Annotated in this window: 16 protein-coding genes and 1 rRNA gene; 5 read left to right on the top strand and 12 right to left on the bottom strand. The window is 38.6% G+C overall.

Annotation, left to right across the window (positions count from 1 at the left end):
- Positions 1 to 181: 181 nt before the first annotated feature.
- A 16S ribosomal RNA gene (locus tag AC1MGI_RS06325) occupies positions 182 to 1,731 on the bottom strand.
- Between the two features lie 664 nt (positions 1,732 to 2,395).
- On the opposite strand from AC1MGI_RS06325, the gene AC1MGI_RS06320 reads away from it, so the two are divergent.
- Positions 2,396 to 3,538 (top strand): SpoIIE family protein phosphatase, encoded by a 1,143-nt coding sequence (locus AC1MGI_RS06320; RefSeq protein ID WP_480348958.1) that lies wholly within the window; start codon positions 2,396 to 2,398, stop codon positions 3,536 to 3,538.
- Between the two features lie 168 nt (positions 3,539 to 3,706).
- Here AC1MGI_RS06320 and AC1MGI_RS06315 read toward each other — a convergent pair whose 3' ends face one another.
- The 5 genes from AC1MGI_RS06315 to AC1MGI_RS06295 form a co-directional block, all read right to left on the bottom strand.
- Positions 3,707 to 4,540 carry a CheR family methyltransferase gene (locus AC1MGI_RS06315; protein ID WP_480348957.1) on the bottom strand — a complete coding sequence of 278 codons (834 nt, stop codon included), beginning with the start codon at positions 4,538 to 4,540 and terminating at the stop codon, positions 3,707 to 3,709.
- Between the two features lie 407 nt (positions 4,541 to 4,947).
- Positions 4,948 to 7,767: a sensor histidine kinase gene (locus AC1MGI_RS06310; protein ID WP_480348956.1), complete on the bottom strand. Its 2,820-nt coding sequence runs from the start codon at positions 7,765 to 7,767 to the stop codon at positions 4,948 to 4,950.
- A 211-nt stretch (positions 7,768 to 7,978) separates the two neighbouring features.
- Entirely contained in the window at positions 7,979 to 9,292 is a 1,314-nt protein-coding gene (locus AC1MGI_RS06305) for a hemolysin family protein (protein ID WP_480349714.1), read from the bottom strand.
- A gap of 168 nt (positions 9,293 to 9,460) precedes the next feature.
- Complete coding sequence (locus AC1MGI_RS06300; protein WP_480348955.1) at positions 9,461 to 9,877, bottom strand: MerR family transcriptional regulator; 417 nt, start codon at positions 9,875 to 9,877, stop codon at positions 9,461 to 9,463.
- A 391-nt stretch (positions 9,878 to 10,268) separates the two neighbouring features.
- Positions 10,269 to 10,745, bottom strand: a complete 477-nt coding sequence (locus tag AC1MGI_RS06295; protein ID WP_480348954.1) for a MarR family transcriptional regulator — start codon at positions 10,743 to 10,745, stop codon at positions 10,269 to 10,271.
- A 186-nt stretch (positions 10,746 to 10,931) separates the two neighbouring features.
- Here AC1MGI_RS06295 and AC1MGI_RS06290 point away from each other — a divergent pair, with 186 nt between their 5' ends.
- Positions 10,932 to 12,398 carry an MDR family MFS transporter gene (locus tag AC1MGI_RS06290; RefSeq protein WP_480349713.1) on the top strand — a complete coding sequence of 489 codons (1,467 nt, stop codon included), beginning with the start codon at positions 10,932 to 10,934 and terminating at the stop codon, positions 12,396 to 12,398.
- A gap of 78 nt (positions 12,399 to 12,476) precedes the next feature.
- On the opposite strand, the gene def is transcribed toward AC1MGI_RS06290, so the two are convergent.
- Positions 12,477 to 13,055 carry a peptide deformylase gene (def, locus tag AC1MGI_RS06285; RefSeq protein ID WP_480348953.1) on the bottom strand — a complete coding sequence of 193 codons (579 nt, stop codon included), beginning with the start codon at positions 13,053 to 13,055 and terminating at the stop codon, positions 12,477 to 12,479.
- Between the two features lie 217 nt (positions 13,056 to 13,272).
- Between def and AC1MGI_RS06280 the strand changes: the two genes are divergently transcribed.
- From AC1MGI_RS06280 to AC1MGI_RS06270, 3 genes are all read left to right on the top strand, one after another.
- Positions 13,273 to 14,994: an AAA family ATPase gene (locus tag AC1MGI_RS06280; RefSeq protein WP_480348952.1), complete on the top strand. Its 1,722-nt coding sequence runs from the start codon at positions 13,273 to 13,275 to the stop codon at positions 14,992 to 14,994.
- Between the two features lie 309 nt (positions 14,995 to 15,303).
- Entirely contained in the window at positions 15,304 to 15,783 is a 480-nt protein-coding gene (locus tag AC1MGI_RS06275) for a YtxH domain-containing protein (RefSeq protein WP_480348951.1), read from the top strand.
- Positions 15,780 to 16,115 (top strand): M41 family metallopeptidase, encoded by a 336-nt coding sequence (locus tag AC1MGI_RS06270; protein WP_480348950.1) that lies wholly within the window; start codon positions 15,780 to 15,782, stop codon positions 16,113 to 16,115. The genes AC1MGI_RS06275 and AC1MGI_RS06270 overlap by 4 nt, the downstream gene beginning before the upstream one ends.
- A gap of 301 nt (positions 16,116 to 16,416) precedes the next feature.
- Here the strand turns inward: AC1MGI_RS06270 and AC1MGI_RS06265 are convergent, their stop codons facing one another.
- The 5 genes from AC1MGI_RS06265 to AC1MGI_RS06245 form a co-directional block, all read right to left on the bottom strand.
- Positions 16,417 to 17,616, bottom strand: a complete 1,200-nt coding sequence (locus AC1MGI_RS06265) for a M20 metallopeptidase family protein (protein WP_480348949.1) — start codon at positions 17,614 to 17,616, stop codon at positions 16,417 to 16,419.
- 11 nt (positions 17,617 to 17,627) lie between these two features.
- Positions 17,628 to 18,350, bottom strand: coding sequence for an amino acid ABC transporter ATP-binding protein (locus tag AC1MGI_RS06260; RefSeq protein WP_480348948.1), 723 nt, complete (start codon positions 18,348 to 18,350; stop codon positions 17,628 to 17,630).
- Entirely contained in the window at positions 18,347 to 19,009 is a 663-nt protein-coding gene (locus tag AC1MGI_RS06255; RefSeq protein ID WP_480348947.1) for an amino acid ABC transporter permease, read from the bottom strand. Before AC1MGI_RS06255 ends, AC1MGI_RS06260 begins: the two co-directional genes overlap by 4 nt.
- Before the next feature lie 61 nt (positions 19,010 to 19,070).
- A complete protein-coding gene (locus AC1MGI_RS06250; protein ID WP_480348946.1) occupies positions 19,071 to 19,901 on the bottom strand; it encodes a transporter substrate-binding domain-containing protein in 831 nt (276 codons plus the stop codon).
- Positions 19,902 to 20,170: 269 nt separating this feature from the next.
- Complete coding sequence (locus AC1MGI_RS06245; RefSeq protein WP_480348945.1) at positions 20,171 to 21,064, bottom strand: peptidylprolyl isomerase; 894 nt, start codon at positions 21,062 to 21,064, stop codon at positions 20,171 to 20,173.
- Positions 21,065 to 21,194 lie beyond the last annotated feature (130 nt).

The raw sequence follows: 21,194 nt of genomic DNA, 5'->3' as shown, positions 1-21,194 counted from the left end.
GGTCTTACTTGATGTCTTGAAAAATTAATGCAAAAATTTGCCTTCTATCTATTATCTAGTTTTCAAAGAACGATTCGGCAACGAATAAGCAAAAGACTAATCTGTTGCTTTCATGTACCACGAATGAATGAATTACTCATTCAAAACTGAACAAAACAAAAGCGCTCGTTATATTCCTTAGAAAGGAGGTGATCCAGCCGCACCTTCCGATACGGCTACCTTGTTACGACTTCACCCCAATCATCTGTCCCACCTTAGGCGGCTGGCTCCTTGCGGTTACCTCACCGACTTCGGGTGTTACAAACTCTCGTGGTGTGACGGGCGGTGTGTACAAGGCCCGGGAACGTATTCACCGTGGCATGCTGATCCACGATTACTAGCGATTCCGGCTTCATGTAGGCGAGTTGCAGCCTACAATCCGAACTGAGAATGGCTTTATGAGATTCGCTTACCCTCGCGGGTTTGCAGCTCTTTGTACCATCCATTGTAGCACGTGTGTAGCCCAGGTCATAAGGGGCATGATGATTTGACGTCATCCCCACCTTCCTCCGGTTTGTCACCGGCAGTCACCTTAGAGTGCCCAACTGAATGCTGGCAACTAAGATCAAGGGTTGCGCTCGTTGCGGGACTTAACCCAACATCTCACGACACGAGCTGACGACAACCATGCACCACCTGTCACTTTTGTCCCCGAAGGGAAGTTCCTATCTCTAGGAAGGGCAAAAGGATGTCAAGACCTGGTAAGGTTCTTCGCGTTGCTTCGAATTAAACCACATGCTCCACCGCTTGTGCGGGCCCCCGTCAATTCCTTTGAGTTTCAGCCTTGCGGCCGTACTCCCCAGGCGGAGTGCTTAATGCGTTAGCTGCAGCACTAAAGGGCGGAAACCCTCTAACACTTAGCACTCATCGTTTACGGCGTGGACTACCAGGGTATCTAATCCTGTTCGCTCCCCACGCTTTCGCGCCTCAGTGTCAGTTACAGACCAGAAAGTCGCCTTCGCCACTGGTGTTCCTCCAAATCTCTACGCATTTCACCGCTACACTTGGAATTCCACTTTCCTCTTCTGTACTCAAGTTCCCCAGTTTCCAATGACCCTCCACGGTTGAGCCGTGGGCTTTCACATCAGACTTAAAGAACCACCTGCGCGCGCTTTACGCCCAATAATTCCGGACAACGCTTGCCACCTACGTATTACCGCGGCTGCTGGCACGTAGTTAGCCGTGGCTTTCTGGTTAGGTACCGTCAAGGTACCAGCAGTTACTCTGGTACTTGTTCTTCCCTAACAACAGAACTTTACGACCCGAAAGCCTTCTTCGTTCACGCGGCGTTGCTCCGTCAGACTTTCGTCCATTGCGGAAGATTCCCTACTGCTGCCTCCCGTAGGAGTCTGGGCCGTGTCTCAGTCCCAGTGTGGCCGATCACCCTCTCAGGTCGGCTACGCATCGTGGCCTTGGTGAGCCATTACCTCACCAACTAGCTAATGCGCCGCGGGCCCATCTATAAGTGACAGCCGAAACCGTCTTTCCATCTCTTCTCATGCGAGAAAAGAAATTATCCGGTATTAGCTCCGGTTTCCCGAAGTTATCCCAGTCTTACAGGTAGGTTGCCCACGTGTTACTCACCCGTCCGCCGCTAAATCAAGGGAGCAAGCTCCCTATCATTCGCTCGACTTGCATGTATTAGGCACGCCGCCAGCGTTCGTCCTGAGCCAGGATCAAACTCTCCAAAAAGTGTTTGACTTGCTCATTGTTTTTATAGTGTGTACTCACTTAAATTAAAACGTTGGCGCTTTGTTTTGTTCAGTTTTCAAAGAGCAATTTATGGTTAAGTAAAATTCAGTTTATCATACTGATGATTAGTTGTCAACTTCTGCGAAGTTTCAACGTTATTTATAATCGCTGTGTTTCTCAGCGACTAATTCATCTTAACATCCACTTTATAAGAAGTCAACATTTTTTATAAAATGATTTTTTCTTATTACTTAACTACCCATGTCAAAATTGTAATGTTTAGCCATTGCTCAATCAGCAACTTTTATAGATTACTCCTCTTTCTTATTCTTGTCAATATCTTTTTTACCTTTAGCCTTAAATTTCTATTTCGTAAATTTCATATTCTCACTAATTATAGGTTTAATATTTTGTTTGGTGGGTAATGTACAAGAAATGTGGACTTTTTACACCTTACACTACTAAAAATCAGAGTGTTCAATATCGCCCGATAACACTTTACTTATTTTCGATTTCTACATAACTAAGATATAATATAATGCATATAAGTTCAGCTATACCTATTTTGATTATGATGGATATTCACTATCAGACCTCGATTACAGCCATGATAAACAATATGAAAAGGTACCTTCCGATGCATAAGCCCAAAGGAGAATAGAGAATGACGATTTTAATCGTAGATGACAACCAGGTTAACCTTTTCGTAATAGAAAAGATATTAAAGAAAGCTGGTTATAATGATTTCACTTCGCTTACATCTGCTCAACAATTGTTTGATTATTTACAAATAGACTCCGCGAGCCCTAAGGAAACGAATGTTGATATTATTCTTTTAGATATAATGATGCCCGATATTGATGGAATCGAAGCCTGCAGGCGCCTGCAAACGATCCCTCATCTTAAGGATATTCCAGTTATCTTCGTTACTGCACTTGAGGATTCGAATAAAGTAGCTGAAGCTCTTGATGTAGGCGGAATCGACTACATTCTAAAACCAATAAATAAAGTGGATTTACTTGCGCGCATCCGAGTTGGACTTCGTCTTAAATATGAAAAAGACTGGCATCGAATGCAAGATGAAAAAATGGCACGTGAACTTGATTTGTCCATGCAAGTACAAAGTAGTCTACTGAGCGAGCCCATATCCGTTGAGAACCTAGTCATTAAAGCATCGCATTTTCCCGCTAATAAATTAGCTGGAGATATGTACTATTGGCATCGAATTGACGATAAACGATACGGGGTCATCTTGTTGGATATGATGGGACACGGAATTACCGCTTCCTTAGTCTGTATGTTTATCTCATCTGTCTTACGCGACGCAATCCGGACTCATACAAATCCAGAAGAAGTTATTAATGAGCTTAACCACTGGATGTCAATTTTAAATAAAGAGGAAAACCAAGTTCATTATTATTTCACTGCCATCTATCTGATTATTGACACACAAGAAAAAACAGTAGACTATGTGAACGCAGGACACCCCCCCGGTTTCGCCTTAATTGATAACAAAGAGGTATTTCCTCTTTCAACCGGAAGCTGTCCAGTTGGGTTTTTCAATGACATGAAGATAGAAAAGGCGACTTTGACATATCAAGATGACATTCAAATACTTTTATTTACAGACGGGGTAATGGAGGCACTTGAAACAAACGAAGCAGACGGTCTTGTTCAATTAAGTAAAGCTGTTTCAAAAAAATGGCTGACTTGCCGTGAAGATGCCCCCATCGATTTAGTCTTGCCAAAGCATCTTCAGATAGATCAGCCAGATGACATGTGTGTTGTCTTAATTCAAGCAAATTAAGACAATCAGTTATATTTTTTTATTTACTTTCAAATAAGAGCGAGGATGCCACAATAGGATTAAACCCCTTTTAGGCATCCTCGTTTTTTTAAAATAAATCAGATTTTTTAGTTGCTTGTGCAAAAAGCCTACCAATTGTTTCATCATACATGGCCGCTTTAGTTTTTCTTATACTTTACGATAAATTTTCTCCAAGGAATCAAAATCCTCATATTTATCACAAAAAAGCATGGTACGAATGGTTTCTTTACTTCCTAACCCAAGAAAACCACCTTTACTTAGACTATCGTAGAATAACTGATTAACGTTCTCTTGCAAGTCTGCTGTAAAATAAATCATAACATTCCTACACATGATAACGTGAAATTCATTAATAGAACTATCTGTAACCAGATTGTGCTGAAAAAAGTCAATATTCCGGAGCAAATCAGGATTTAAATAGGCATACTCGTGATCTGTAGAATAGTATTCGGAAAAAGCCTGATTTCCACCTGCTTGCAGATAGTTTTTTGTATAAGACTGCATTCGAGTTAATGGAAGAACCCCTTTTTCTGCTTGTAGTAATACTTTTTCACTCATATCTGTTGCATAGATTTTCGCTCGATCATAAAGGCCTTCTTCTTCAAGCAAAATCGCCATTGAAAATGCTTCTTCTCCAGTAGAACACCCCGCATGCCAAATCCGGATTTCAGGAAGTTCTTTTAAGTACGGGATCACTTTGTTCCTAAAAATTTTAAAAAATCCAGGGTCCCGAAACATCTCTGTTACATTAATCGAAAAGTCTTCCAGCATTTTTTCAGCATACCCTTTTTCATACATTACCTTTTCAATTAACCCGCTAATTTTCTGTACTCGCTCCAACCTCATTCGGTTTTCAACCCGTCTCTTAATTGAAGATCTCATATACCGACGAAAATCGAAACCAGAAACGCGGTAGATTGCTTGCAACAGTAAATCTATTTCAAAATCTTCTCTTTCCTCAATGGTTAATAAATCTTTCATGTAATTATCCTTCCCAAATCTCTCCAAAATTGTTTTTAGTAAGAGAAGCGCTAGCCCTCCTATACCAATACAAAAGTCGCGACGTCCCCTAAACGTCCAACTGGTAATGGTGTTAAAATATTAAAAATCCACACTTTATCTTCCTTTACTGAAAGTTATAGGACTACGAAGAATGGACCACTTTCCTTAATCAGCAAAAACTATTAAAAACTTATCTGTTCCTTCCCCAAAACAAAAGCGCAAGCGCCTAATGTATGGACGCTAAACGCTTTTGTATGACATTATGCCTATTTAATCATTGATACCCCATTACTCTTAGTATCAAACCACCACAAATACAATCTTCCATACACTTCTCTTATGATTAACCTAACTAAGTCAGATAGTCGAAGAATAAACCGAAATCTTCATATTGGTTTTACGGTTCCATTCGTCAACCAAACTCGTAATACAGAAAGAAGTTGGTTTAGCTTGAGCGGCTTGCTAACATAATCGGAGGCTCCTGCTTTCAAGCATTTCTCACGGTCACCTTTCATTGCTTTAGCTGTCAAAGCAATGATTGGCATTTCATTAAACTGACCGGTACTACGAATTCGACGCATCGTTTCATACCCGTCCATTTCAGGCATCATAATATCCATCAGAATAGCGTCAATTGTATGGTCTTTTTTAACGATTTCTAAACATTCCAGTCCATTCTTAGCAGTTAGGATTTTCATTCCTTGCTGTTCAAGCGCATTTGTTAAAGCATAAATATTGCGATGGTCGTCATCCACAACTAAAACCGTTTTGTTTTGGAAGAGATTATTTGGTTTATGTGTCCCAGTCACACTTTGTCCTTCCACAGAAGGTTCATGGTTAAATCCAGTGCTTTCACTAACAGGCTCATTTATCGTTGCTGCCACTTGTAGAAGGGCAGAGCCAACTTCATCTGATTCCTCGATACCTTCTGGTAGACTAGGGATGAATAGCGTGAAGACACTTCCTTTCCCCTCTTCGCTATCAACAATAAGCCACCCTCTAAGTAATTTAGCAAACTCTCGGCAAATCGATAAACCTAAACCGGTACCGCCATATTTTCTCATGGTTGCACCATCGCCCTGCTGAAATGCTTCAAAAATCAACTGTTGCTTAGATTTTGGGATACCGATCCCAGTATCAGCAATGGAAATTTCAAGCCAGCCATCCGCTCCATTTGTATTGATCCACTTACCTAGTTTCTTTTCTTCTGCACACTTGATATGAACAGATATAGAGCCAGTTTCAGTAAACTTAAAGGCATTAGACAACAGATTTTTCAGTATTTGCTGTAAGCGCTGTTGATCGGTAAAGAATATATCTGGTACATCCTTATCCTTTTGTACGTTAAATTCCAGTCCTTTTTTCTGAGCAACATGCTCAAAATTCCGTGTAAGCAATTCAGGTAATTCACTTACATTCATTTCGTCAAAAACAACATCCATTTTTCCTACTTCAACTTTTGATAAATCCAAAATATCATTGATAAGCGATAACAAATCTCGCCCTGAAGAATGAATAACCTTAGCGAAATCTTGTTGCTCCTCTGATAAAGTACTTTCGTGATCTGAAAGCATTTCAGATAAAATAAGGATACTGTTAAGAGGTGTTCGTAATTCGTGAGACATATTAGCTAGGAACTCTGATTTATACTTCGAACTTTGTTTCAGCTGTACAGCCTGATCTTCAAGATTTAATTTAGCACGCTGCAATTCTCTTGATTTCGCTTCTGTTTCGCGATTTCTTTCTTCCAGTTGTTCATTAATCATGCGCAGCTCTTCCGCTTGCGTTTGGAGTTCTTCGGATTGGGCTTGCATTTCTTCCGATTGAGATTGCAATTCCTCCGATTGTACTTGCAATTCTTCTGTTTGAGCCTGAGATTCTAGTAAGAGTCGTTCAATTTCTACACGCCCCTGTACGCTATTAATCGTAATCCCAAGGGTTTCAAGAACACGTCGAAGGAAGTTTTGCTGTAACTTTGTGAAAGTTTCAAAACTGGCAAGCTCAATTACAGCAACAACCTCATCTTCAAAAACAACCGGTGCAATGAAAATGCTTTTAGGCGCTACTTCTCCTAAGCCTGTTGATAATACTTTATAATCATTTGGGACTTGATTGATAATCTGTGATTCTTTTTCTAAGGCACACTGACCAATTAAACCTTCCCCTAATCTGAACTCCAGACGTCCTACTTCTTCTCCATCAGCATAGGATGAAAGCTTTACAAATTTAGCTTCTTCTCCTTGTCCTCTTTTAATATAAAAGACTCCTAGAGAAGCTCCCATCAAAGGCGTCAATCTACCGATAACACGCTGCCCCAGGGTTTCCATATTAACGATACGTTGATACATCGTAGCAATGTCGGCCAGTCCAGTCTGAACCCAATTTTGCTCACTAATTTCCGTTGTGAAATCTTTTTCTTTTTGATAGGATACTTCTAATGATGCCGCCATCTCATTAAAAGCTTGGGCAATATCGCCAATTTCATCTTTGGTCTTCACATGTATACGCGGAAGGTCCGTTAGATAATTAAAATCAACTTTTTTCATTATACTTGTGATAGATCTCAGGTCCTTGATCGTACTTCGAATCAACCAAATCATCGTGATAGTAATAACAATAATCACTAGACCAACAGAGATTATGATAAATTGCATAATTGCATTATAGGTTTCATTCGCTTCTTCCAGCGCCTCATTCATCAAACCTTCTTGAAAATCTTTGAATTTCTCTATAGAACTCGTTACTTTCAATCTCTTATCTCTTTGTTCATCCATAAGTACATTTAAATCAGATGCAGATTTACCTTGTTCAAGTGCATAAATGATTTCTGTTTCCGTTATCACATAAGAACCATAATTCGCTTCAAGCTGTTTAATCAACTGCGATGTCTGGCTTCTATTTACAATTTGCGACAACTCAGCAATCTTCAAGTTAATTTCGCTTTGATTATTTTTAATTATCTCCAAACTATTCCTAACTTCTTGTTCATTGATAGAATCATTGACCGCATAAAGAATCTCCCGATCGCTACGCGAAAAGAATTGACGTATTTCCATTACAGTACTTACTTTGACATACCGATCCTCAACGATTTCCGTTATATTGCTTTTTACACTGTTCACCATATATACAATACCTAGTAGCGTGATTGCCAAAAAAATGATAATTACACCAAATACTACTAACTGTTTCTTTTTAAAACTCACCCTATCTCCTGCCCCTCATGATTTTATTTATAAAATCTAACTCTCGAACAATTAATGGTAATCACCAAAAAGGAATGTGACTCTAATGATTCATATCATAGTAATTATTTTACCACTTTAGAAAATTAATGTCTCTTTGATCCCTAGGATAGACAAAAAACCAAAGATCTGTTCAATTGAATGAATCTTTGGCTTTTTCAAATCTATCCTTTTATTTAACTAAAGAAGAACTTATCTTCTTGACTTCTATATATAAAACATGATGTCCATCCATCTCTTTCACAGTGAATTCATAGTCCTCAAATTCTCTTTTATCTCCTACTGCCACATCATATTTACCAGTTAAAATCCAACCACCAATCGTGTCTATGTCCATTTCAGGCAGATGGATTCCTAATGTAGAGTTGATATCTCCTATTAATGTTTTGGCATCAAAAACAAAATGTTCATCTGTTATTTTTTGGATATTCGGTCGTTCATCCTGATCAAATTCATCGCGGATATCACCAACAATTTCTTCTAAAATATCCTCAACCGTTACTAAACCTGCTGTTCCACCATATTCATCTGACAAAATCGCCATATGAATTCGTTCTTTTTGCATTTTAAGCAGTAAATCATGAATAGGTATCGTCTCAAGTACACGAATAACTGGAGTGATAAATTCATCAACATTTAAATCCGTCACATTTTCTTCCGTTATTGTAGCCGTATAAAGCCGTTTAATATTTACCATTCCAACTATATTATCTTTATCTCCATCTGTTACTGGGTATCTTGTAAATTGTTCTTCTTGGATTAATTCAATGACTTCAAGAAGCGAAGTTCCTTTTTCAAACGTTACCATTTCCGTTCTTGGCACCATGATTTCATTGGCAATTCGATTATCAAATTCAAAGATTTTATTCACATATTTATATTCAGATTGATTAATTTCACCGCTTTTGTAGCTCTCTGATAAAATTAAGCGTAATTCCTCTTCGGAATGGGCTAATTCATTCTCAGAAGCAGGCTTCATGCCAAACATACCGACGAGCAGACGAGAGGAACCATTAAGAACCCAGATAAAAGGATACATAATACGGTAGAACCAAATTAAAGGTTTAGCAAATATAAGCGTAACTTGCTCAGCTTGCTGAATAGCAACTGTTTTCGGTGCCAATTCACCAACAACAACGTGCAAGTATGTTACTGAAGCGAAAGCAATGGCGAATGACAGAATGCTTATTGCTGGTTCAACGACATTCAATTTTTCAAACAAAGGATGCAAAACCGCCTCAACCGTCGGTTCCCCTAACCAACCAAGACCAAGGGCGGTAACCGTAATCCCTAATTGACAAGCAGATAAATACTCATCAAGATGAGTCGTTACCCTCTTCGCAGCAAGTGCATTCTTATGTCCTTCTTCAATTAATTGGTTTATACGTGAACTTCTTACTTTGACAATGGCAAATTCAGAAGCAACGAAAAAAGCTGTTAAAGCAATTAGTAATGCTATGGCTAATAATTTTATGGTAATCTCCAATGCGGGTGGGTAATCGGTAAACAATCCTTTTTTTGATTCTGCTGTCTTGTCTTGATCAAAATAAGGAAACACTTGAATACGATTAAATCCCAGGCACCTCCTGTAAAAGTATCTCTAATTTTTTATATATAATGTACACATAATCTCGAATTCTTAACCCACTGAACATTACAATAGTAAAAGCAGCAATGACTGCATTAATGTCACACTTTCATGTGACACTTGATTTTTTAATGGTCTTTTTTTCTTTTCACTTTCAAGCAATCTTATAACCATTTGCAACTCTTCATTTAAGTCATTCAATTTTTCAGTTAATTGCTCTTCAGATGGATTTATCTTAGACTCGACTTCTTGGTTAAGCATCATCCTGATATGGTCAAGTGAATGTTGCTTCTTTTTATATATGACAATTTTTCGTAACCGTTCAAGTTCACCATATTTGTAATAGCGGTAATTAGAAGCAGAACGTTCTGGTTTTAACAATCCGAGATTTGTATAATAGTCGACTGTGCGCTTTGTCACATTCGCTAATTGTGCTAGTTCACCAATTCTTAGTCTCTCGTTCCCAACATAGTTACCTCCCAACTATCACGTTATGGTTTTGTTTGATTTAATCACTCAAACATAGTTCTATTTTACAAGATGAATGAGCATTTGAGAAATATTTTTCACTATAGCACATAATTTTCTTAAAAAATAAAAAACCGACTTTCCTTAAGCAAGAATAATCGGTTGAAATGAATGATTTTATTTATTCGTTTTAGAAGCTTGGAGTCCAATAAGAATCTTAGGACCACATTGACATAAAGCTGAATGTTTTAATTTTTTTATAGGTGCTCCACATGTGTTACACATTTTCACTGCCATGAAACGTCCTCCTCTTTTACTCGCTTTTCTTAATAGTATACTACTTTCCACTTAACAATCAATATCAGTTTATAATTATTATAATTTAATTACATTATAGGACTAATTACTATCTTCTCTCTGCCATTAATTTTTCGTTTTCATGATCTATAATCATTGTTACCTTTTCCATAAAACTAAGAATGACAGCCAATTCTTCTTCAGTATATGTCTGGCATGCTTCTTTGGTTGCGTTAGCCAATGATACGAAATGGTCTTTTATTTGTTTTTGTCGCTTCTGGATCGGGGTAATCATGACTTTCCTGCGATCTTCCTTGGCTTTTTCTCTCATTACATAGCCTGTTTTTTCAAGCCGATCAATAAGCGCCGTAACTGCCCCTGAGCTTAGGCCTGTAATTCTTGAAAGTTCACCTGCAGTAATAGGACCTGTTTCATTTAAAATTTCTGCCGTCTTTAAATCTGTCTGAACGACTCCGATCTTTTGCGCCATATTTTGTTGAAATAAAACGGTTCTCATCCCATATTTGTGCAGGCTTTGCGACAAACTTTCTAACATCTCTGATTTCTGAAATTTATCCCTTGACATGAGTAGGTACCCCCACTAAACTTAATTTTATCTTGATTATCAAGATAATCATTTTTATTAAACTTTTCAAGTGAAATAATACATTGTTCCATTATTTTTTAAAAAAAGGGGGGGGAATTGGTGGCTGATATTCAAAAGAATAAAAATCAAAATCTCATTGTTGCTGGTTTACTATTGGGAATTTTCATGTCGGCGATGGACAATACCATTGTTGCTACGGCGATGGGGACCATCGTATCAGATTTAGGAGACTTTGATAAGTTTGTCTGGGTAACATCTGCCTATATGGTTGCCACAATGGCCGGGATGCCAATTTTCGGTAAACTTTCTGACATGTATGGTCGCAAACGTTTTTTCATTTTCGGTCTTATTGTTTTTCTACTCGGTTCTGCATTATGCGGAATTGCCCAAAGTATGGTTCAATTAAGTATTTTTAGAGCGATACAAGGAATTGGCGGTGGAGCCCTAATGCCGATTGCCTTTACGATTGTATTTGATATTTTCCCACCTGAAAAGCGTGGGAAAATGACTGGGTTGCTAGGTGCTGTATTTGGGGCATCAAGTGTTATGGGACCTTTATTAGGCGCTTATATTACTGAATATATAAGTTGGCATTGGGTTTTTTATGTGAACGTACCCATTGGATTAGTATCCTTATTTTTCGTACTACGCTACTATAAAGAATCTCCACAAGTTCAGGAACAAAAAATTGATTGGGGCGGAGCTACAACACTTGTCATCGCCGTAATTAGTCTCATGTTCGCACTTGAACTAGGTGGTGGTAAATATAGCTGGGACTCAATCCAGATTATCGGCTTGTTTACTAGTTTCGCCGTGTTCTTGTTATTATTTTTCTTTTTCGAAAAAAGAGCGCAAGAACCAATCATATCTTTCTGGATGTTCAAAAATCGCTTATTTGCCACTTCGCAAATTTTAGCGATTCTTTATGGGGCATCGTTTATTATTTTAACCGTTTATATTCCGATTTTTGTCCAAGCTGTATATGGAGGATCCGCTACAAATGCGGGGCTTATTCTTATGCCAATGATGCTCGGTTCTGTGGTTGGAAGTGCATGCGGTGGGATTTTCCAAACGAAAGCAAGCTTCCGCAATTTAATGATTATTTCAGTAATCGCTTATTTTATTGGCATGTTCTTGCTCGGAACATTAACGCCTGAAACAAGCAGAGGATTGCTCACCCTTTATATGACAATCGTTGGTATTGGAGTTGGGTTTTCATTTTCTTTACTACCAACAGCATCCATACATGATTTAGAGCCGCGTTTTCGAGGATCCGCTACCTCAACGAATTCATTTTTGCGTTCATTTGGAATGACGTTAGGAATCACCATCTTCGGCGCCATACAAAATCATGCATTTACGAGCAAATTGGCTGATTCATTTAAAGGGATGGGGAATGGGGCTGAAGGGACGTTTACTAATCTTAAAGATTCACGTGAACTGTTCCAATCAGAAGCTCGTGCAAACATTCCAGACTTTGTTCTTAACAAGATTGTACAAGCCATGTCAGATTCGATTTCCTTAATTTTCATGCTGGCACTTATTCCAATTAGCGTAGCAGTTATTACCGTTTTCTTTATGGGGAACACACGCGTTAAAGCGACGCAAAAAGGGGCTGTAAACCAAAAATAAAACAAGGCTGTCTTTGTGACAGCCTTGTTTTATTTCCGAAAATTGTTTCGTATCAAACCTTACTTTACGAATTACATTTTATATACTTGTAATATCCACATTATCAGGAAGTTTAAATGGATTTTTTTCATTAATCCTGTCATAGAACATGACGCCATTTAAATGGTCCAATTCATGTTGGAAGACGATTGCCGGGAACCCCTTTAGACGAAGTTGGATCTCCTCCCCTGTTAAGTCCGTTGCTTTCACTTTGACACGCTCATATCTTGGCACGTAACCACTTATGTCACGGTCAACAGAAAGACAACCTTCACTTTGGGGCAAGTAGACCATTGATGCTGAATGGCTAATAATTTTAGGGTTAACGAGTGCATGTTCATATAGGGTTCCTTTTATATCTGTAAAGTACATGACGAACATTCGTTTATTCAAGCCAATTTGATTCGCAGACAGTCCGACTCCAGCACGTAAATGATACTTTTTTGCTATATCTGGATCCTGACTATTCTTTAGGAATTGCATCATACTCTCCAGTGTTTCTTTGTCATCCGCAGAAAGGGGCAGTTTCACTTCTTCCGTATTCTGACGTAATATTGGATCGCCCTCTCTCACAATATCGTCCATTGTAATGATATAATCACTCTTAAATTTATTCATTTATAACCATTCCTCTATTGTTGTTTGAGAACTAGTCTCATGCCTTTTCACTTTACCATGTCATACTTATTACTGTCTAACAACGAAGTTAAGATTGAGAAAATATCCCTCATTATAGTCCATTACATTATTTCCCACTATAAATAGTGCAAAAGAACCATTTATAATAGAAGAAAGTTCACTATACTAGTTTCATATAATAAAGGGAGCTGACAAATTGAAATCAAACTCTACGTTCGTTTCGAAATTCACGCCCATCTTTGCGGCATTTCTTGTGATCATTGCCGGTGTTTTATTGTATGTTGTTAACCAATCACAGAAGACAGAAATTCCTTATTCTTCAGTCGAAAATAAGATTGCAGCCCAGAATGGTGAATTAGTAACGTTGAAGGAAAATCAAAATGGTACTTTGACATTGACTACCCCAGATGGAATTTATATTTCTCATGTACCTCCAAATAGCCAATTAGTAAACAAACTTGTTGAAACATATAATGTTCAGTATTCTTTCTCATCAACTAGCCCATTCAGTCTATGGTTATTAGGCGGAATAGTCGCTGCATTAGCGGCAAGCGCCATTATTATACAAAGAAAAACAAAAGGTGGCATCGGAAAAAGGAAGAATAGTGTTTCTTCGGCAAAACCGCTTCCAGCCATTACCCTTGATGATATCGGCGGATTGCAGGCCGAAATTAAAGAAGAAATTCTACAGACACTTTCCATTTTAAAGGAACCTGATCGTTCAGAGAAACTAGGAATCACCGCTCCAAAAGGAATTCTATTATATGGGCCTCCTGGAACTGGCAAGACTTTGCTTGCTCAGGCAATTGCTAAAGAAATGGGCGCCAACTTCTTTTCTACAAGCGGTTCAGCATTTACTGAAATGTTTGTCGGTGTTGGGGCTTCACGTGTTCGTAGTTTATTCCAAAATGCAAGAAAACAAACACCAGCGGTCATTTTTATTGATGAAGTAGATGCTTTGGCTGCTAAACGAAAAGAACATGGCGGTGAAGAAGGAGAAAAAACATTGACTGAACTGCTCGTACAGCTTGATGGCGGGCATTCGAATGATGGGATATTGTTTATATCCGCTACAAACCGGAAGGATATGTTAGATGACGCCTTCCTTCGCCCTGGACGGATTGATTTTTCATTCCAAGTACCTTTGCCCGATACAAAAGGCCGGAAAGAAATTATTGATATCCATGCAAAAGGAAGGAAGCTGTCAAAAGACGTTCTTCGTTCACTTGATACGTTAGCCCAAAGCACTTCAGGTTTCTCCGGTGCTGATTTAAGTTCTCTATTCGATACGGCTTCAAGACGGGCATTACGTGTTGGACAGGAGTTTATTGAGAAAAGCGATCTTGATTATGCCATTGATCGTACGATTTTAGGCAGCACATCACGTTCATTGAATGATCCTGAAATAAAAAGACGTGTCGCTATTCATGAAAGTGGACATGCCCTAGTAGCTACGATTACGAAACCAGGTTCTGTTCGTAAGGCAACTATCATTCCTCGTGGCGATGCACTCGGTTATGTTGCACCGCTTCAAAAGGAGCTGCATTTAGCCACAACGAGTGAATTACTCGATCAAGTCAAGATGATTCTAGCTGGCGGTGTTTCAGAGCGGATGTTTTTAGGTGAACATAGCATCGGTGTAAGCGGCGATGTCAAACAAGCGAAACATCTACTTGAACAAATGGTTGAAACCGGAATGCTTCAGGATGGCTTCACTCTCACATTCAATAAAGGTGAAAAAGAGAAAAAAATGCAGGAATTATTTAACGAAGCGATTCAAGCAACTGAAAAACTTATCAGCAATAACCGCGAACAATACGAAAAACTTGTCGAAGCATTATTAAAGAAGGAAACACTTGATGGATCAGAGGTTGAAGAAATCATTGGTTCTAGTCGACCTGAAATCGCCCTTGTTTGATAAAAATCCTCCTTGGCACTAATGATTGCCTAGGAGGGTTTTCTATTTTTATGTTGCTATAATCGACATATGTAGTAGTGAATGTAAGAACATTACAAAAGGTTCATTAACTATAAATATATAGTTCAAAATACACTTCTGCATCTATTATATTAGCAAAATTAATGAATCTGTCTTTTTAACCCCCCCTTAAGAATTCGTATTAAGGTCCTCATCCATTACTGTAAAACTAAATGATGTAGTTTAACAAACAAGTGAATCGGGAAAATACCAATAAGCTAATCACTTTGATGCTAGGAGGAATTAAACATGGGTCAAACTTCAGATGATCAAAATAACAGTAAACTGGTAAAAGGAATAATTGTCGGGGGAATTATAGGTGGGGCACTCATGCTCTTAAATTCATCAACAAGGACCAAAGTAAAAGAAACAGCATTGGATATTAAAGACTCATCCTTGGACATGATTACCCACGTGAAAGAAAATCCGAATGAAGTGAAAGATAATATGATTAACCGTTTTAAATCAGCATCCGAAGTACTAAAAGAGGCAATCAGTGATGCTCAAGACCTTTATTCAATAATTAATGAAGATGTGTTCAGCAAAGTAAGTGAGGTCAAGGATATTTCAACCGATGCCGTGTCTACAGTAATGGAAGCCAAAGATGAATTAGTGGGCATAGGCTCCAAGGTTGCTGAAGCAGGTAGTCAATTAAAGGACGCTTCAACAGAATCTATAGCTAATTCTAATCAGTCACAACAAGTGAATGACTCGATCAAGTCAAAATGATTCATGCTGGCGGTGTTTCAGAACGGATGTTTTTAGCTGAACATAGCATCGGTGTAAGCGGCGTTGTCAAACAAGCGAAACATCCACTTGAACAAATGGTTGAAACCGGAATGCTCCAGGATCGCTTCACTCTCACATTCAATAAAGGTGAAAAAGCAAAAAAAATGCAGGAATTATTTAACGAAGCGATTCAAGCAACTGAAAAACTTATCAGTAGTAATGGCGAACAATACGAAGAACTTGTCGAAGCATTATTGAAGCAAGAAACACTTGAAGGATCTGAAATGGAAGAGATTGTCGGCAGTGGACGAACTGAAATAGTACTCGTTTGATGAAAAACCCACCTAAGCTCGATTGCTTAGGTGGGTTTTCTATTGTTAGATTAAATTGGCTCAACCAACCCTGTCAATTATCTAAACGATCTTTCATACAGTGTTTTTGTATAAATAGATTCTAGTAACTCCAGATTATAAATATTTATTTATCCAAATCGCACAGAATTTCTAGAAATTCTGTGCGATTTGTGTGCAATCTAAGCAATGAATATTCATTAAGATGAGAGTAGGTTGTTAATTTTACCTCGTTTATGTTGTTTGTCATCTTCTATGCCACTAAACAGGTGCTTTATTTTTCTTATTTGTCTTTCAGTAATTGAAAAGCAGCTTGGACCATCCATTTTACGCCGATTTTGATTGCATCTTCGTCGACCATAAATTTTGGGTGATGCAAGTCGTGGGTGATTCCTTTTTCTTCATTTCTCGAGCCTAGCCATACGTAGCATCCAGGTACTTCTCTTTGATAGTATGAGAAATCCTCTCCACCCATAGTTGAATCGGCTAGAAGCGTATTTGCTTCACCTACAACGGATATTGAAGCGGAGCGCGCAATTTCTGTGACTCTGGCATCATTTACTACGGCAGGAATTAAAAATTTGTAATCAATTTCGACTTTGCCGCCAAGTCCGGTAACCGTATTTGTCACGACTTTTGTAAAAATCTCATAGATTTTTTGTCTGACTTCTTCATTTGAAGTCCTGACAGTACCTTTTAAAATAGCGTGATCTGGGATGACATTATTGGTTGCACCTGCTTGAAAGGAACCAATACTTACAACCGCAGATTCTTTAGAGGAGATGTTACGGCTTACGATTGTTTGAAGCTGGCTGACAACGGCACTGCCTATCACGATTGGATCAATGGTTCTTTCAGGCAGTGCCGCATGTCCACCTTTCCCTTTTATCGTAAGGGTAAAGTCGTCCACACTTGCCATAAAGAAGCCTTCTTTTATCCCCATTGTACCTGTAGGAATATCTGGGGAATTATGGAGACCGATGATCGACTTTACACCATTTAATAGTCCTGCTTCAATGAGGGACACAGCTCCTCCTTCCGTTTCTTCCGCTGGTTGGAATAAAATACGGACATTTCCTGGCAGGATCTCACTAAGCTCTTGCAAGATAATTGCAGCACCTAATGCAATCGTTGTGTGGACATCATGACCGCACATATGGCTGACGCCGTCTACTTTGGAACGAAACGGCAGATTAGATTCTTCTTGAATCGGTAGAGCATCAATATCTGCGCGTAAAGCAATGGTCGGTCCTTGTTGTTTTCCAACCACCCTTGCCGCTGTCCCTGTTTTTAAGTCAGTAGGAATTTGCGGGATTCCAAATTCTTTTAACCATTCGTTTAAACGTTTTGTTGTTTCAAATTCCTTATTGCTAATTTCAGGGTTCATATGAAGATGTCTTCTGATTTCAATTAATCGAGGGAATAAATGATCTACTTTTTCTTCTAGTATGGCGGAAAACTCTTTAGTTGAAACTCGATCCATGATCAACCCTCCTATTTCAAATGTCCTAAAAATTCTTTCGTTCGCTCATGCTTTGGCTGCCCAAAAATGTCCTCTGGAGATCCTTGCTCAACGATATAGCCTCCATCCATAAAGATCACACGGTCGGCTACTTCCTTAGCAAATCCCATTTCATGTGTGACGACCACCATGGTCATCCCTTCTTTTGCTAATTGTTTCATAACAGCTAGTACTTCGCCGACTAATTCTGGATCAAGGGCAGATGTGGGTTCATCAAACAGCATAATTTTTGGTTCCATCGCCAATGCTCTAGCAATTGCCACACGTTGTTTTTGTCCCCCAGATAACCGGTTAGGGAACTCATCTACTTTGTCTTCTAATCCTACCTTTTTAAGAAGCTCCATGCCTTTTTTCTTCGCCTGATCCTTTGTCACCTTTTTTAACAAGACAGGTGCTTCCATGATATTCCCGATTACGGTACGATGAGGGAATAAATTAAATTGCTGAAAAACCATCCCGATGTCCTGACGAAGTTTGTTTAATGAGGACTCTTTTGACTCAACTATTTTTCCATTAATAGTGATCGTCCCACTGTCAGCTACTTCTAAACAATTCATGCAGCGGAGAAACGTACTTTTCCCAGAACCACTTGGTCCGATAATCACGACAACTTCACCGGAAGCAACGTCTAAATCGATCCCTTTTAAAACTTCTAATTTATTAAATGTTTTCACCACATTGTTACATGAAATCATTCATATGCACCTACCTTTTTCTCAATTTTCCCTATAATAAAGGACATGACCGTCGTTAATAATAAGTAGATTAAGCCAACTAGGAAAAAGACCTCCATATAACGGTACGTACTACTGATAATTTGTTGACCTGTCCGAAGCAAATCATATAAGGCAATAGTTGATACAAGGGAAGACTCTTTAATTAAGGCAATAAATTCGTTTCCTAAAGGCGGCAGCATTCGGCGAAAGGCTTGAGGAACGATGACACGTCTCATAGATTGACTTGAACTTAATCCAAGTGATCTTGCTGCTTCCATTTGTCCTTTATCGATTGATTGAATCGCCCCTCTGGCAATTTCCGCAATATAGGCAGCTGCATTTATGGACAGCGCGATGCAGGCTGAAACAAACGGTGGCATGGTAAGAGCACTGAATACCGATGGAATAGCAAAGTGAATCACAAATAATTGTAATAACAGAGGAGTGCCACGTATAACCCAAATATAAAATCTACTAATTTGGGATAAAAGAGGGTTTCTTGAAACCCGGCCAAGCCCGACCAGTAATCCTAGTATACTTCCAAAAATCACTCCAATTACTGCGATTTCAATAGTAACTAATGCCCCCTGTAATAAGTAAGGTAAATACGTGAGTGCAAAGGATAAAAAATCGTTCATTTCTCTCTCTCCTTTTGAAAATAAAACGGATAAAACGGTTGCCCGGTTTATCCGTCATAGATTATTTTTTTGTAATGTCCGTCTCAAACCACTTTTCACTGATTTTACTTAATGTCCCATTATCTTCAACAGTCTGCACTGCTTTTTCTAAGGCTTCCCGAAGCTGAGTATCATTTTTTCGAACAGCAATACCCATAGGTTGTACTTGGAATGCTTCTCCTACAACTTCAAATTCTCCAGGCTTAGTCGCCATATAATAACGGCCAATCATTTCTCCTACAACAGCAGCCTCTACACGTCCAAGTCCCATATCATTAAATACATCGGTAGTCAAATCGTATTTTTTTACTTCTTTAAGCCCGCTTATAGAATTCGCAGCTGTTTCACCTGTAGAACCTAATTGGACCCCAACAATTTTCCCATTCAAGTCATCTACTGAATTGATATTTAAAGGGTTTCCTGTTTTCACAGCCAAAATTTGTCCGACACCAAAGTATTCGACAAAATCAACTTTTTTCTTCCTTTCATCTGTCGCATTCATGGAAGATAAAATAATGTCAAATCGTTTCGCATCTAAACCAGGGATAATTCCATCCCATGCCGATGGGACAAATTTCACTTTAACCCCAAGCTCCTTCCCAAGTGCTTCGGCAAAATCAATATCAAAACCCACCAACTCATTTTTATCATTGCGATATTCCATAGGTGGGAGTGTATCATCTACACCAATGGTGATCTCACCTTTCTCTTTTATTTCAGCTAAAGTATCGCCACCTGTTTCATTTTCGCCCTGTTTATTATTTGAACTATCAGGCAATTTAGGTTGTGTGCCGCAAGCTGTAACCATTAAAGCTATTGTCATCATTAATAATGGTATAATGATCTTTTTCATATTTCTTCCCTCACATATCTTTTTTCTTTATTTCTTTATCTCTTTAGCAAAGTAAAGTATTCTGTTAAAATCATTTTACGAAAGTAAGAGGTAAAACGCAAGATGTTTTTTATCGTATCTCGACACTTTTCCGCTGCTATAGGCAAATAAATCTCGAAAATTGCAAAATTCGGCTCTTTTCGCCCTCTTTTTTAAACACGCACTTAAAACAACCCAAAGAAAAAAACGAGCAATTTCTGCTCGTTCTTTTTTGGATCTTGAATTCGTTATTACTTCTCAGGAACTAATGTATTACTAATCTTGTGATCTTTTTTCGTCTCTGTTAGCCATGTCGGGAATTCAGAGGATAGTTTTTGAGTTTTGAGAGCTTCTTTGATGTCTTTTTTACTATCTTCAAAGCTCGCTGCTTTCGCTTCCTTTTTACCAGTTACTTGAATGATATGATAACCAAAGTCTGTTTTAACTGGATCACTGATCTCGTTTATCTTCATGGAGAAAGCTGCCTTTTCAAACTCTGGTGCCATTTCACCTTTTCCGAAATAGCCTAACTTCCCTCCATTGGAAGCATTTGCGGCATCAGTAGAATATTCCTTTGCTAATTTAGTAAAGTCGCCTCCATCAGCTAATTTCGTAGCTACTTCTTTAGCTGTCGCTTCATCCTTCACTAAAATATGACTTGCTTCTACTTGCTCAGCTTGCGCATACTGGTCTTTATTGGCTTCGAAATACTCCTTCATTTCATCATCTGTAATCTTGATTCTAGGCTCTAATAATTTTACAGTCTTTAAATACGAGCGAATATCTTCTTCAATATCCGCAGTTTTCAAGCCACTGCTTGCAAGCTGCGCTTCGAACGTATCTTTTCCGCCATATGATTCCATCATCGTATCGAGCTCTGTTTGAATTTCCTTATCTGTGATTTTCACTTTTTCTTTATCTGCTTCAAGGTCAACCAATTTATTCGTAATCATTGTATCTAAGACAGTCGCTCCATATTGACTGACAAGGGCATCGTACAACTCGTCCTTACTAATTTTATTTCCATCCACTTCTGCCACGGTCTCATTGCTTGAAAAAGCGGCAATAAGTACGGCTGCAGCGACAATAAGCAGAATGGCTGCACCCCATATATACGTTTTTGTACTTTTAAAGAAATCTTTCATCAGCGCTCTCCCTTATCATTAATACGTTCGTTTCTATGATTTGTTCTTATTCATTCATCATATCGAGAAAATATGACGAAACTATGAACGAGTCTTTAAATAAGTGTGAAAATCACATATTTTTGTCAAA

It is taken from the genome of Peribacillus sp. BM1 (assembly GCF_056679975.1).
The sequence above is the reverse complement of the archived record's forward strand: the minus strand, read 5'-3'. Positions and strand labels throughout refer to the sequence as shown.